The sequence below is a fragment of the Paenibacillus sp. B46(2026) genome, from assembly GCF_056786355.1.
This window is the reverse complement of sequence record NZ_CM165907.1, coordinates 3889748-3904695: the sequence shown is the minus strand read 5'-3', so window position 1 is coordinate 3904695 and position 14948 is coordinate 3889748. Positions and strand designations below refer to the sequence as shown.

Here is a 14948-nt window from a genome sequence, read left to right as displayed (position 1 = left end):
TGTAGGACATGATTAATGAAGGCAATGTATACTTTGTGCACGATTGAACCATATTAGTCGGAAATAAAGGGGGTGATTGTGTGCTTATGCATTGGATAAAGGAGGTATTTACATCACAAAAGAAAGGAGAATCGTTCAATAAACGAACACAACATTCAAAAATTCTGGATATTTCGCTAGAAGATAAACTTAACAGCATTATCAAGGCATTTGAGTATAGTCCTGATTTTGTAGTTCGTGAGTTCCCTATGTTAGAGGAAAAGGGCACTTCTCTAGCTGTATGTTACATGGAAGGGCTGACAGATTCTACGCTGTTGGTTGAACTTATGGACAATATCATCCAATGGATGAATACGAATCCTCTTCTGGGAGATCAACAAAGAGATGTGTTAGTGAAAAGAATCTTACCCTCCGGAAATATCCGGAATATAGATTCGTCGCAACTCATCTATGAAGCTTTACTAACAGGCCATGTAGTTATACTTATTGAAGGTGTGAAGAATGTTCTGGCAGTGCCGATCACAGGAGGAGCAAGAAGATCGGTGGAGGAACCCACGTCCCAAACGGTGGTCAGAGGACCAAAGGAAGGATTCACAGAGGAACTTACGACTAACATTACCCTTGTTCGACGAAAAATACGGACTCCTGAATTGAAATTCCAGATGCATACCATTGGAGAGTACACCCAGACAGTAGTTGCACTGGCTTACATCCAGGGTATTGCCAAGCCAAAAGTCGTTGAAGAAGTTACCAAGCGTCTTAATGCCATCAACACAGATAGTATACTCGAAAGTGGTTACATAGAAGAATTTATTCAGGATGCACCGCTTACGACTTTTCCAACCATGATCAATACGGAGCGCCCAGATACGGTTGCAGGCAGTCTATTGGATGGTCAAGTAGCCATTATGGTAGATGGTACTCCATTTGCCTTGATTGCACCTGTTACTTTTTTTAATTTCTTTCAAACGCCCGAGGATTATTATCAGCGTTATGATATCTCTACCTTTCTGCGGATTATACGGTTAATCTGTTTCCTCGTATCTTTGTTGCTACCTTCGACTTTCATAGCACTAACCACATTCCAGCAGGAGATGATACCGACCACGTTATTGGTCACCCTGGCCGCACAACGGGAAGGGGTCCCTTTTCCGGCATTACTTGAAGCCCTGCTTATGGAAATTACGTTCGAGGTCATTCGTGAAGCTGGAGTTCGAATGCCGCGCGCCATTGGACCTGCAATCTCCATTGTTGGTGCGTTGGTAATCGGACAAGCTGCCGTAGAGGCGGGATTGGTCTCAGGCGCGATGGTCATTGTGGTTTCCTTTACAGCAATAGCGAATTTTGCTATACCCTATTTCAGTATGGCCACAGCAGTAAGGCTATTGCGTTTTCCGTTTATGTTGCTGGCAGGCACGCTCGGGTTATACGGCATATTGGCAGGAGCAGTGCCATTGCTTGCACACCTGGTATCTCTGAAGTCATTTGGCGTTGACTACCTCATGCCATACAGTCCGTTTTTCAAGTCAAATATGAAGGATCTTTGGTTGAGAGTACCATGGTGGGCGATGAAGACGAGACCCGATGAAAAGTCGAATACGAATAAAACGAGACAAGCCCCTCACCAATATCCGTCCGGATCGGATAACATTGTAGACCGTATCAATGAAGCTGAGAACGAATAAGGAGCGATTTATATGATTCGTTTGCAGTCCATATTCATCTTACTTATACTCGGACTGATCACTGCTGGATGTGGAAATCGTACAGAATTAAATGATCTGGGCATCACAACGGCAACAGGATTTGACAGGCAAAACGGAAAGTGGATCATTACCTATCAGGTTATTGTACCGCCAGCGAGCAGTTCAATTGGATCGTCGTCTGGTGGATCTCAATCGCCCGTGAACACATTTTCATCAGAAGGCAAAACGATTCGGGAAGCTGTTGTCCAAAGCAGCGTCGAGAATCCCAAAAGATTATATTTTGCACATACCAATATCGTTCTGATTGGTGAAGAAGCGGCGAGATACGGGATTGCTGAGATAATGGATCACTATTATCGAAATATCGGTGCCCGGGAATCTGCCAAGCTTATTATTGCAGATGGTCAGGCAAGAGAGTACCTCGAAAAACTGATTCCTCCAGAGAAACAGCCGGGGCGTGCTTTATCCGAGATTTTGGAACGGAATAAAGAAAAAGGGTCGTATTATCCCGTGATGAACATCCATGAGGTTGGTCTGAAGATCACTTCAGACAGTGGATCCTCCGGAATTCCTGGTGTTACAGCAGATACACAGGGCAATAACAAACAGAATTCAATTGATATTTTTAAGGAGACATCAATACCCGGGAATTTAAGACTTCAAGGATTAAGTGTATTTCTCAAAGACAAAAAGATTGGGGTCCTGAACCAAAAAGAAAGTATGGGTATCGTCTGGCTAACAGACAGGGTGAACTGGACTAACTTGACCTATACAGGCGCAAAGGGCGAGGTGAACTCTTTTCTTGTGCGCAAAGCAAAAGTGAAGGTCGTTCCTGTGAAAAAGGGGCTTCATTATGCTGTTCAGGTGGATGCAAAGGTCGACGCTGAGTTGGATGAGAGTACATCAGGAGAGGATATAGTAAGTAAACATACCATCCATGAATTGCAGCGACAGGCTGAACAAGTCATCCAAGCACAGATATTGGCCGGGTGGCGAGGGAACCAGCGGCTCCATGTTGATATGTTGGGGATCGCAAACAAAATACATCAAAGACATCCCAAAGAGTGGAAAGTTTTAAAAGATAACTGGTCCAATGAATTGGCACAGATGGATATTAACATAAACGTAAACGTAACTCTGGAACGAGTAGGTCTGCTTCAAGATTCTTTCAGCAAGTTGCTTGGCGAACAGAAAGACTAACACCAAGGAGAGGTTCAATCATGAAATTAGCTAGGGAGCTTCGCGTATCCGAATTGGCTGTTTGTCTTTCCCTATTTGAAGTTGGGAGTACAACTTTGTTTCTTATGGGCGGAGAGGCCAAACAGGATGCATGGTTAGCCATGCTCGCCGGGGCTGCTGGTGGCTTGGTGTTACTACTCCTACATCTGGCTATTCATCATCAGGAACCTGAATTGGATTTGTTTCTACTGTGTCGCCGCTATATGGGGAAAATATTAGGAACAATCGTAAGCCTTTCATTTATAGGTTATTTCGCCTATGAAGCTTCACGAAATTTACGTGACATCAGTGAAGTCACTGAATTGACCTTACTGAACAGAACATCCATGTGGATCATCAGTATGATCACAATTATAGTCGTATCCAATACCGTACGATATGGATATCGTGTACTGTTTCTCATGTGTATGATTCTGTTTCCACTCATGGCACTAGGCTATACGTTAATCAGCTTCTTAATTCCGGCAACAGGTCTTTTTCACTCAGATCTGGTATTGCCCGTAATGGAGAATGGTTGGAAACCGATTTTTCAAGCTGCTTTTCCGGAAATTGTCTCCTTTCCATTTGGGCAGGTTGTCTTATTCCTGGTCTTTTATCCCTATGCTCGGAAAGGCAGGAATCTTAATAGAGCGGTGATCATCGCCTATATCCTAACGGCTCTCGCTTTAACATTTATCAATCAACTTATCATTTTTGTCTTGGGTCCTCAGATTGCTACTTATAGTACACTTCCACTTTTGGAGACTGTGCAATTAATCGAGTTGACTGAAGTGTTTGAACGGATGGATGCCTTGTTTACTTTACTCCTTTTCCTGGGATTAGGTATTAAAATGGCTGCATTTTTCCATGGAGCTGTGATTGGACTGGAAAGAGTAACTGGAGCGAACTATAGGAAATGGGTGTTTCCAGTAGGGCTTGTTCTATATGGGTTGTCTTTTTTATCACCGACATTTACAGAACATATTGAGATAGGGCGAGGATTCACGTTGAATTATACTTCTCCTGTATTTCAGATCTTTTTACCCGTACTCCTATTGGTTGTCATCCTTTTGAGAAAGAAAGGTATGCAGAAAAACGAAAAAAACTAGCAAGCAAGTTACCACTTGCCACGATATAAGAACCATTCCACGAAACACCGTTTGAGTTGGTTGGGGTAAACCACCATGACTGTCATTTCGCCAAATTGTCCTCCCAACACTTCCTGAACCTGACGTGCAAGCATGGGATCGGGACGATCTACTTTGACTTGATAAATTCAAAATTTGTTTAACCTGTCTATTGGGAATTAAACAACAAAATAAACAAAAAGACAAAGCAGGAGATTGGAAGCTTCTCCTGCTTTGTCTCATCATTTCACTACAACATATCGTTAGACGTCGTTCCAATGATAACTATTCTGAATCCGGTCTTTTGACCTGAAGCGGTGGGGGAATGAGCCAACCTTTTTCTTTGTTCATTTGAAGAATTCGTAAGCCTAAAGCGGTCTTGGTTGCATGATATTTGGCGAATAGCGCGCCAATATCTTCTCTGATTGATTGCCCAATCGTTTGGCTTGCAGCAACTAGACCCATGGATGTATCGGCTGTTACTTTTGCAGCAATCTCAGGATCTGTGAATCTTGCGCCAGCCGGGATATCTTCAAACGCTACATGTGGTCTTTCCGGTAGTGTTGGTGCAGGGGCAATACCATTTTCAGTCAATAGTGTGTCGCATTCTTTAATTTCGAGTTTGGCTTGGTCCAGCAGGTCTTCCAAGATTTTCTTTAAATCTTTATCTCCTGCATGACTCATATAAGCTTGATAGCAAGACACAGCGCCTTTGGCTATTGTGGAACATTGCCATACACTAAAGATTTCACCATAATGCATCGGCTCGTTCTTGGGGTTGCCACTTAGAATACCCATGATTTGATTTCCCTCCAGTAGGTTAATTTATCACCAACTTATGATCGCCTGTATTCTATAAAATTATGCACTGAACAGGGAATGGAGGATGCTATAGTTATTAACATCATTTTTATTATGTAAACCAATACGAATCTAAACTATTTTATCTTGTTATTCAAAAAAGGAAAAACCAGCAGAACAGGTCTGCTGGTGGGAGTGCAACATGTATTTTTAGACTGGAAAAAGTGGGTTTCCATTCATCCCAATCCATAGGTTAGATTGTTCAAGCTGTCCAGCCAGATGTAATAACCAATCTTCGCGTCCCTTGGTTGCCATCACCTGAACGCCCATTGGCAAACCTTCAGGTGTTATATGCAAAGGTACACTTATCGCAGGCTGGCCTGTTAAATTCGCAAGCTGGGTGAACGGTGTATACGTAAGACTTGGCTCAAACATTTCATAGATGAGTTGTTGCTGCTGGGTCTTGTCCAGTTCGCTGATCCGCATGAGGTTACGGATCTGTTCATCATGAGGTGTCAATTCTCCAATCTTGGGTGCAGAAAAAGCATTAACGGGTGTGACGTAGAAGTCGTAACGCTCAAACAAAGTGGACATCTGAGCAGCAGCTACATCCCATTCAGCCAGACTATGTACAAATTCTGCAGCGGACACTTTTTTGCCAGCTTCAGCCAGAACCCAGGATTCAATCTCCATATCGTCGGATGTTAATGCTCTACCCATGGAACGTTCCATGGATGAGATCATCGCAGCCATTTCGCCGCTGTTCATCATGTAATAGTTCTCCATCAGCTTGACTCCATTGACCGGACTCAGCTTTTCTTCAACGTAATGCCCCTGATCTTCCAACCAGCCAACCATTTTATATACCGCTTCTTTGGCTTCTGTGCTGACGGGTGTACCTACAGGTGAATCTGTTGTGTACGCAATTTTCAGTTTGCGTTGATGAGGATAGCTCATATCTGCCAAGTAACTGCCTGGGAATAATGGCGCATGAAACGCAGCTTCAGGCTGAATGACTTGCAAAGTATCGAGCAGGGCGGCACTGTCCCGAACCGAGCGGGAGAGGGCAAAATCAATTGATGCGCCTTGCCATTGACGACCAACTCCGGGGCCTACAGGTGTACGTCCGCGCGTTGGTTTTAAGCCAAACAATCCGCTAAAGGAAGCCGGAATACGAATCGAACCGCCTCCGTCACTGGCTCCAGCAAGCGGAACAATCCCTGAAGCTACTGCCGCGGCAGCGCCGCCACTTGATCCACCTGGGGAGTGATTGATATTCCATGGGTTGCGACTTGGACCATGGAGACGGGGCTCGGTAATATTTTTTAAACCAAATTCTGGCGTATTGGTATGTCCTATGATGATAAAGCCTGCATTGCGGAGTCTAGAGACATAGTTTGAATTCCGAAGTGCACGATGCTCGCTGAACAGGCGTGAGCCTGAAGTCAGAAATTCACCTTCCAAGGATTGGGAAATATCTTTCAGGAGTAGGGGAACACCGGCAAAAGGTTGTTCTCCAGGGCGAACCAAGCCAGCTTCTTGCCGTGCACGGGTTTCATATGTACGAATGACCGCATTAAGTTGCGGATTTACTTCTTCAAGGCGTGCAAATGCCGCTTCCAACAATTCAACCGGGGATACTTCCCGGGATCGGATCAGTTCAGCCAAACCTACGGCATCGTAGGAGGTATATGAGAATGAAGACATTATGATCGTTCCTCTCTGAATATAGTTCATCTGTTATTCCATATGTCATCGTACCACCGGATTAGATAAAAGACAAAAATGATCGAGTATCGAGTAATGAAGAGAAAAAAAGCACTACTCATCGAATTTGATGTGCAGTGCTTTCATGTTTATATTTGATCCTTTGATAAAACATCGAATTACTCTGTACGAAGCTTCGGTGCCGTACCAGACGCAGTTGATGATCGTTCCTGCTGTTTGGAAATGGCGAAGAGGGCCACCCAGATCAAGATAAACCCAAGCAACTGCTCCCATGTAATCAGCGTCCGGAAAGCAATCCAGTTCACCAACACACCTGCCATCGGGAAGCTCAGTTCCGCGAGAGTTGCGACAGAAGCTTTGGTCGACGATAGACCTTTATAATACAACAGAAGACTAAGCAGACCTGGTAACAATGCCTGACCGAGAATGTTGAGGATGACAGCAGTCTGTTCACCCGTTCCGGATGGGAGTGTCCAGGCAGCACCTTCGTTCCACGTCATAAAGATCAGGAGCGGGAGAGCAACGACGAAGCGAAGGGAAGTAACGGTCTCATAACGCGCCTGTCCCAGCATCAATCGGCCCATTACGGTTGAACCTCCCCATAAGGCAGCAGCCCCAAGGGATAACAGGCTGCCTGCATGAATCCAGTTGTCCCAGTTACCTAGTGGCAGTGTGAAGCCGAATGTAAGCAAATATGTTCCTGCAAGTGCAATGAACAACAGTCCGCCGAAGCGACGAGGCAATGTCTCTTTCAATAACAGCTTCGCCAGAACGATAGCGAAGAGTGGCTGCATTTTTTGCAATAACAGTACCGTGTTTGGATCGTTATGTGTAAGTGCCATGGTGAATAATACCGTTGCGAGTGCTGAACCACCCCATGAGATAAAGATCACGGCAATCCAGTGGCGAGCGCGCAGGTTCTTCAGATCAGCCCGGAATTTCCACAGCACGGGAATGGCAATAAGACTGACGATGATATGTTCCACGAGTACAATCTGTGTGGATGTCATCGTTTTAAGCAAAATAATGCGGAAGAGTGGATCCACACCCCATAGGGCGGCGCCGAGCACAACCAGCCAGAATCCGGTATTACTTCGTTCCTTGCGGTAAACGGTTGATGCAGATGATGTCTTTTCCATATTCAGGACTCCTTCGTCAGAACACGGAATCTTCAGTTGGCAAAATCGACAAAAGCCCCCGTTTTGGTATATACCAAATAAACGGGGGCTCATCCAAGGACATGCGTCAGGAAAGAGGCCTTCCCGTGAACGGCATGTCCATGTGTTGATCTTCTCTCATCCGGACTGTACCGTCGGCCTTGGATTTACACCAAGTCAGTCGCTACATGTCCTTAGTTAAGAATAAATAGCGAGTCGCGGGCTGGTTCCGAAGAACATCACCGCCGGTTGGGAATTGCACCCTACCCCGAAGATCCTATTCAATTATATAGTGTGTTGAACAAGCTGTAACATTAATAAGTTCATCTTATTCCTGTAAGCGCTAGCAGTTCAAGTGTTTTTTTAGAAAACGATTTTCCAGCTTCCTTGCTGTCTGCGAAGGAGCACGATCTGACCTGCGTGATACGCATCGTGAAGAATCCAGCGGGCAAGTTCGTGTGCCCACTTCTCTTGAGAGTCCATATAAGCTGCTTCCAGATCGGACTCCTGTAGCGCCGCCAATTGATCTCGCAACTGCTTAGCTAATCGGGTTGTACCCTGTTGCAGTGTATTCCATCCATCTGCGTCCGTTGGATCTCCAGAATTCCCAAACGTGTATTCATTGGAGTCTGCAGCAGGAAGGGTAGGCTCCTTACCTTGCATGCGACATAATAAGCGATGGTTGTAATAATACATATGGTTAACCAACTGCCAGATGCTTAATCCTCCTGAAGGCGGAATCCAGGCTGCTTGTTCTGCTGTAAGACCTTCCAGGGATTTTGACAATGGCACAATCCAGTTACACTGATCCCAGGTTTCATCTTTTTGAATAAGTAAGACATCTAATGCTGTAGTTTTGGTCATTCATTTATTCCTCCTTGAGTACTATTGTGGTGTAACTAGCTAAAACTGCTTAATGAGGTTACACTTAATATAACACATCAAAGATAGGACGTAACCCTCTTTATAAAATAAAGATGGTTACACAGAGCGGAGGCATGAATGGACAGGTTATGGACCGATTTTGTAAACAGTGATTATCACGATTGGCGTGGGGGAGATCGATCGGAGGACAGGCTGGGGAAGGCAGACTGGCAACAATACTTTCTGGATCGATGGCAACTTAACGCTTCTGTCCCTGCATCTCCAGAAGATGAGTTGTTGATGAGGAACTTTAGGAATGAATTGCGGACCCTGGGAGCCCGTGTCTCTTCTGGAGCATCATTAACGGATGAGGAAAAACAATGGTTGAACGGCGTTATGGAAGCAGGGTATGTAACAAGACGATTGACTTCATTTGATCAGGAAATGAAACTCCAACTGGTAGCCGTAGAAGCTCATTGGCACCAGGTTATGGCTGAGGTAGCTGCTGACTTTGCAGTGACTTTGGTGGAAGGAGAAGCGGGCAGAATTCGGATATGTGATAATTCGGATTGCCGCTGGATGTTCTATGATGATACCCGAAGCAGAACACAGAAGTATTGTGATGATAAGATGTGCGGGAATCTGATGAAGGTCAGAAGATTTCGAGCGAAACGAAAAACCCAAAATTGATAAATATTAACAATAACTATATAATGTATATATACTAGCGAAACAATAGTCAGAAGCCGTACGGATTCGTATGCAGGATGTGATCGTCTTTCAAACCAAATATGATGGGAGATGTGCCTTGTGCGGACAAGTTATCTGTTGAAAAATGGCTGTGTGTTGTCGATGGATGCTCGAGTTGGACAGTATAAGAGGGCGGACGTTTTGATCCAGGATTCACTGATCACCGCGGTTCAGCCCGATCTGGATATTCCGGATGCGGAAGTCATTGATGCTTCATCCATGATTATTATGCCTGGGCTGGTGGACACACATCGGCATGTGTGGGAATCACTTGTCAAAACAGCGGGAACCAACTGGTCCTTGCCAGTCTATTTGCAAAATCTCTATTATGGTGCGATGGGCAGCAAGCTCCGTCCACAAGATAGTTATATTGCTAACCTGCTCGGTTCCATCGAAGCGCTTAATGCAGGAGTGACGACGGTGTTGGATTGGAGCATGCCGTATTCTTCCGAGCACACGGATGAATTGATTCGTGGACTTCAGGATGCCGGGATTCGGGCGGTATTTGCTCATGGAGTCCCTGGGGAGACGAACTACTGGAATCGGGATAGTCTGCTCACGTATTCGAATGATGTGAGAAGAGTCAAAGAACGTTATTTTTCATCACTGGATCAATTGCTTACGTATGGACTTGCCATTCGTGGTCCGGAGTTCAGTCATTGGGATACAACTGTGAAGGAGATCGAGCTAGCCCAAGAGCTGGATGCAATCTGTTCCATGCATGCCGGATTTGGCAGTTGGGGATCGGTGGATCGTTCTATTAGTCACTTGTATGAAGCGGGGCTGTTAAGTCCACGAGTGAATATCGTTCATGGTAACACCATGGGCATGGACGAATACAAAATGTTGGCCGATAGCGGGGCTTCTCTGTCGGTCACACCTGAGGTTGAAATGATGATGGGTCATGGATATCCGGCAACCGGCTATTTTCTCGAACATGGAGGAACCCCTACACTTGGTGTAGATGTGGTGACATCTACAGGCGGGGATATGTTTTCACAGATGAAGTTTGCTCTTCAGGCTGAACGATCCAGAGCCAATGAACAACTTCTGCAGCAGGGTGAGATGCCTGGTGAGTTGAACTTACAGTCCAGCCAGGTACTGAGATTTGCAACTTTGGCTGGTGCCCAAGCATTGGGATTGGAGCAGAAGGTTGGTACGTTGACCCCAGGAAAGGAAGCGGATCTGATCATGATTCGTACCACTGATCTGAATCTGTTCCCCGTTCATGATCCGATCGGCGCTGTCGTTCAATTTGCCAATCCATCCAATGTGGATACGGTCTTTGTGGCAGGCAGACTCGTGAAGCGAGAGGGCAAGCTGTTGCATGTTGATCTGGATGCAATCCGCCATGCGGCGATGCAGAGCAAAGAATACTTATTATCTCAATACCGGATGTCCGATGCGGAGAGAATTACTTTTTCGTGAATCGTTCTCATAAAAACCTGAAATAAGGTCAGTTCATATTTTCATATACACCACTATCTATATTACGAAATGAAGGGCCGCATAACGCTATGTGGCTCTTTAACGTGCCTTCGTATCGCCGAATTAGACAGGATAAGGTAGGAAGGGACAGCGGAAAAAGACGAAAAGATCTCTCTTTTTCTTAACTTCATATAACAGAGCTAAAATGACCATAATCATAAAAAATAGGGCTTATCAAAACTGCGCATAATATAAATTATACGCAGTTTTGATTTAAATCCATTTTCATATTCATCCACGTGCAACAGATCATGATAATATTCGCGGAAAAAGAACAAAATCGAACATCTCTTCACTGCTACATCCATAACATATAAGACTATATAGAAGGAAAAGGTTGGAATGTAGTTCATATATGGGTAAGTAATAGGGGGGTGTCTAACTTGATTACAGTTCGGGGTTGCGGACAAGCCAAATATGAAATATATTTGGGGATGTGACATGCCATCAGACATAAGAGGGAGATGTATCATGAACACACCATTACATACGAATTCAGATCATCAAAATGCAGCTTTTGGATTTGCACTAGCTGACTCATCTGTGCTTGCAGAGGCGAAATTACTTGTTGCACAACCAGGAGGTGCAGATGACCTACAGTTGGATATTGATCCGCAGCGTCTCATGAAGGATGGACGTAAAGTATCTGTCATTGCACAACCGTTGGAATCACCCGTCGATCGTCATGATGCCAATATCATCTATGGTCAGGAGCTGGCATACGTACAATATGCTGTTAACTTGAAAACGGATAGCGTGATTTCCATCACTTCTATTGAAGGCGTTGAACAGTCTGTTAATCTGGGTTGGTCAGCATTGGCAGAAGGGGAATACGAACTTCGCATCTCCCTGCATATGAAAACACCTCGTATTGCTGAGGGTGCGCTCGAACCTGAACAACTTGCAATAGTTAAGTATGCGCAGGTGATCACCGTATATATATCACTTTTCCCGGCAGAAGCAGCGTCGTTAGTTTTGCCATCTCAACCTGTATGGACTAGGAACCATCATGTATTTGATTCCTATGGCAGAGGAGGATTTATTCTCGCTGACCTGCCTCGGCTCGCTAAGCGTGTGGAGGAACTGATTGGATCAGGTAACCATAATCTGATCGAACAATTTGCTGAAGGGGAACTGTCGGATACGTTGCTGAAAGAAGGCTTAATGGCGATTGCCTGGGGCGTGACTCCCTGGTGTTATTCAATCTATTCTGCACCAGATGAGCAATCTGCTCGAATAATTGCTGTGGACAAGCTGGGCGATGAACCTGTACGGCAAGGGATCTACCGTATTGATCCGTCCATTCAGCAATTGAGCATCGTACCGGCTAATGAACTTGCTTATTGGCATGCCTGTGTTCAGAGCGATTGGCCAATCATTGATGTGGCGGGTGAAGGCGAGACGTTGCATATGGATCTGTATACTCAGATCTGTGAATCTGTGAATGGGCTGCACGAGAATCCATTGCCATCGTTTGTACTTACCCGCAGTGAGGGCAAGCACGAGGCGATTATTCCGCTGATTGATGTTGTCATTGTGGATGAAGCGTAGGAGCACTGTTCAGATTAGGAAGGTTGTTCTGTCATCGTAGTGTCAGTGTAAATAATTTTAGTCAACTTATAAAGAACTGAATCGAGGTGACGTAGACAGATGATAACCGAGGAGATTCAGGAGCAATATGCGGACGAGCTAGAAGCTTTTCACATATGGATGAAGGACGCCGGATATACAGGCCATACGGTAAAATCATACACGGGTGACGTGGTGGAATTTCTGGTCTCCATTCAAGGAAAGTCACTGGAGCAGGTCAAAAAGCTGCATGTGCTGTCTTTTCTGTCCCGTGCCCGGGAGCGTGGGGTTAGTGATGCCACGAGAAATCGCAAACATGCGGCGGTGAACTGTTTTTACAAGTCCCTCATTGAACTCGAAGTGTTAACGAATAATCCGGCGTTTGGGATTAAGAAATCCAAAACCGAGAAAAACCGTGCGCCCGTTTTCCTTGATGAAAGTGGTCTGACACGTTTTCTGGAGTCGGTAGATGGCAAGTATCGCACACGCAATCTGGCTGTATTTCTGCTGATGGGATATATGGGATTACGGGTTGGAGAAGTGCATGCCTTGAATTGCAAAGACTATAATGCGGAGCGCCGTACATTGGATGTATTCGGTAAAGGCCGTAAATGGCGCTCGCTTCCTGTACCGGAGACTGTAGCGAAAGTATTGTCTCAGGCTATGGCTGAGCGTCTGAATCCTTGGCGACCGAAAGAGGAAGCGCTCTTTGTCTCGCAAAAAGGAAAGAGACTGTCGATTCGCAGCATTCAGCTCATATCTACGGAAACCTTTGAACGCTTCCAGCAGGAGTCACCGGCTAATCAACGTCAAAACTACTCCAGTCATAAGCTGCGTCATTCCTTCGCGACCATGATGTTACGGCGTGGAGCCGATCTGCGTACGGTACAGGAGTTACTCGGTCACGCATCGATTCAAACGACAACCGTCTATACACATGTCACCAGTAGGGAGAAAGAAGAGGCTATGGCTTTGCTCGACGTTAAACTTCCGAGCATAAGGTGATGACACAATTACTTCATGATTAGGAGAGATGCATCAGTATGGAAGAGGAGAAGCAGAGTTTGGTGCCAGATACCCCACGTTTGAGAATACACTCCCTATGGGAGGTGTTCTTGGTATCAATGAAGCTCGGCTTAACGTCCTTTGGGGGACCTACTGCACACTTGGGTTACTTTCACAATGAGTACATACGCAAAAGAAAATGGATGGATGAGCGAAGCTATGCGGATCTTGTGGGGCTGTGTCAGTTCCTACCTGGACCGGCGAGTAGCCAGGTTGGCATGGGCATTGGCATCATTCGTGCTGGTATTATTGGAGGCCTTATCGCCTGGATCGGATTTACGCTTCCATCAGTGATTGCTTTGGTGATATTCGCTTTCCTATTAAAAGGATATGATATCGGCAACGCTGGGTGGCTTAGCGGATTGAAAATTGTTGCTGTTGCCATAGTGGCCCATGCGATTCTTGGAATGGGACAGAAACTCACACCTGATAAAGTGAGAGTTACACTTGCTGTAATAACAACTGCTGTTGCTTTACTATGGACAGCCACATACAGTCAAGTGGTTCTTATTCTGTTAGCAGGATTAGTTGGGTGGTGGCTCTATCGAAAATCACCCGCTTCACAAGTTCCTGATCTTGTAGTTCCAATAAGTCGAACCGTCGCCGTGCTGTGTTTGTTCACCTTTTTCGGTCTCTTTATGGCACTCCCGGTATTGCGTCAAGTTACGGGGATTGAGTGGTTATCCTTATTCGATTATATGTATCGATCGGGTTCACTGGTATTTGGTGGAGGACATGTCGTTCTACCTCTACTGGAACAGGAATTGGTACCCAGAGGGTTGTTAAGCAAAGATGATTTTCTGGCTGGTTATGGAGCAACTCAAGCTGTGCCAGGTCCACTTTTTACGTTTGCTTCTTATCTTGGTGCCATAACAATGGGGATTACAGGTGCAATCGTTGCTACTATAGCGATTTTTTTGCCCGCCTTTTTGCTCATCGTCGGAACGCTGCCTTTCTGGAGTGCTCTGCGTAAAAATCCGCATATTCAAGGGGCTCTGACTGGGGTCAATGCAGCAGTAGTAGGCATTTTGCTGGCTGCGCTATATCAACCATTGTGGACGACAGCCATCATCACACCAGCTGATTTCTCGTTATTAAGCATATTGTTTATCATGCTTACCTTCTGGAAATGTCCACCCTGGGTCATTGTTGTAGCAGGGATTGTCGGAGGTATGTTAATAGAGTCTATTTAGGGTGGCCGAGAGGTCTCGAAAAAGGAAAGAGAGGGAGGAATCCAAGGATTCCATCCTCTCTTTTTCTTGTGAAGTATTTGGGATCTTCATACATTTCCAGTTATTTATTAAAAGATAAGGTGAAAAACAGAAATAAAGGAAATTTAGAATTATACTCCAAAAAGAACAATACGTAATATTTATTATGTAAACTAAATTAACAAACACTTTTTAAATGAAATCTTAAATCAATCTTCCCATGAAAATGGTAATCTGAATATCACAATCCAAAGGACCATTCGC

The 14948-nt window shown here is 45.1% G+C and carries 12 protein-coding genes, 1 pseudogene and 1 riboswitch; of the genes and pseudogenes, 8 read left to right on the top strand and 5 right to left on the bottom strand.

Annotation, left to right across the window (positions count from 1 at the left end; all coding sequences use genetic code 11):
• The first annotated feature begins 86 nt into the window (after nt 1-86).
• From AC1S8V_RS17355 to AC1S8V_RS17345, 3 genes are read left to right on the top strand one after another with little or no spacing between them, the layout of a single operon-like run.
• Nucleotides 87-1685, top strand: a complete 1599-nt coding sequence (locus tag AC1S8V_RS17355) for a spore germination protein (RefSeq protein ID WP_482070087.1) — start codon at nt 87-89, stop codon at nt 1683-1685.
• A gap of 12 nt (nt 1686-1697) precedes the next feature.
• Nucleotides 1698-2906, top strand: coding sequence for a Ger(x)C family spore germination protein (locus tag AC1S8V_RS17350; RefSeq protein WP_482070086.1), 1209 nt, complete (start codon nt 1698-1700; stop codon nt 2904-2906).
• Between the two features lie 20 nt (nt 2907-2926).
• Nucleotides 2927-4033: a GerAB/ArcD/ProY family transporter gene (locus tag AC1S8V_RS17345; protein WP_482070085.1), complete on the top strand. Its 1107-nt coding sequence runs from the start codon at nt 2927-2929 to the stop codon at nt 4031-4033.
• Between the two features lie 44 nt (nt 4034-4077).
• On the opposite strand, the pseudogene AC1S8V_RS17340 reads toward AC1S8V_RS17345, so the two are convergent.
• The 5 genes and pseudogenes from AC1S8V_RS17340 to AC1S8V_RS17320 all read right to left on the bottom strand — a co-directional run.
• A pseudogene (locus tag AC1S8V_RS17340) lies at nt 4078-4167 on the bottom strand (manganese catalase family protein); the annotation flags it as partial.
• Between the two features lie 169 nt (nt 4168-4336).
• Entirely contained in the window at nt 4337-4849 is a 513-nt protein-coding gene (locus AC1S8V_RS17335; protein WP_482070084.1) for a DUF3231 family protein, read from the bottom strand.
• Nucleotides 4850-5062: 213 nt separating this feature from the next.
• A complete protein-coding gene (locus tag AC1S8V_RS17330; protein WP_482074511.1) occupies nt 5063-6559 on the bottom strand; it encodes an amidase in 1497 nt (498 codons plus the stop codon).
• Nucleotides 6560-6738: 179 nt separating this feature from the next.
• Nucleotides 6739-7719: a DMT family transporter gene (locus AC1S8V_RS17325; RefSeq protein ID WP_482070083.1), complete on the bottom strand. Its 981-nt coding sequence runs from the start codon at nt 7717-7719 to the stop codon at nt 6739-6741.
• A gap of 144 nt (nt 7720-7863) precedes the next feature.
• A riboswitch (FMN riboswitch) is annotated at nt 7864-8017 on the bottom strand.
• An 83-nt stretch (nt 8018-8100) separates the two neighbouring features.
• Nucleotides 8101-8601 carry a DinB family protein gene (locus tag AC1S8V_RS17320; RefSeq protein WP_482070082.1) on the bottom strand — a complete coding sequence of 167 codons (501 nt, stop codon included), beginning with the start codon at nt 8599-8601 and terminating at the stop codon, nt 8101-8103.
• Nucleotides 8602-8739: 138 nt separating this feature from the next.
• Between AC1S8V_RS17320 and AC1S8V_RS17315 the strand changes: the two genes are divergently transcribed.
• From AC1S8V_RS17315 to AC1S8V_RS17295, 5 genes are all read left to right on the top strand, one after another.
• Nucleotides 8740-9291 carry a CGNR zinc finger domain-containing protein gene (locus AC1S8V_RS17315; RefSeq protein ID WP_482070081.1) on the top strand — a complete coding sequence of 184 codons (552 nt, stop codon included), beginning with the start codon at nt 8740-8742 and terminating at the stop codon, nt 9289-9291.
• A gap of 120 nt (nt 9292-9411) precedes the next feature.
• On the top strand, nt 9412-10779 hold the full coding sequence (locus AC1S8V_RS17310; RefSeq protein WP_482070080.1) for an amidohydrolase family protein: 1368 nt from the start codon (nt 9412-9414) through the stop codon (nt 10777-10779).
• A gap of 531 nt (nt 10780-11310) precedes the next feature.
• Complete coding sequence (locus tag AC1S8V_RS17305) at nt 11311-12390, top strand: hypothetical protein (protein ID WP_482070079.1); 1080 nt, start codon at nt 11311-11313, stop codon at nt 12388-12390.
• 99 nt (nt 12391-12489) lie between these two features.
• Nucleotides 12490-13413, top strand: coding sequence for a tyrosine-type recombinase/integrase (locus AC1S8V_RS17300; protein WP_482070078.1), 924 nt, complete (start codon nt 12490-12492; stop codon nt 13411-13413).
• A gap of 38 nt (nt 13414-13451) precedes the next feature.
• Entirely contained in the window at nt 13452-14666 is a 1215-nt protein-coding gene (locus AC1S8V_RS17295; protein WP_482070077.1) for a chromate transporter, read from the top strand.
• Nucleotides 14667-14948 lie beyond the last annotated feature (282 nt).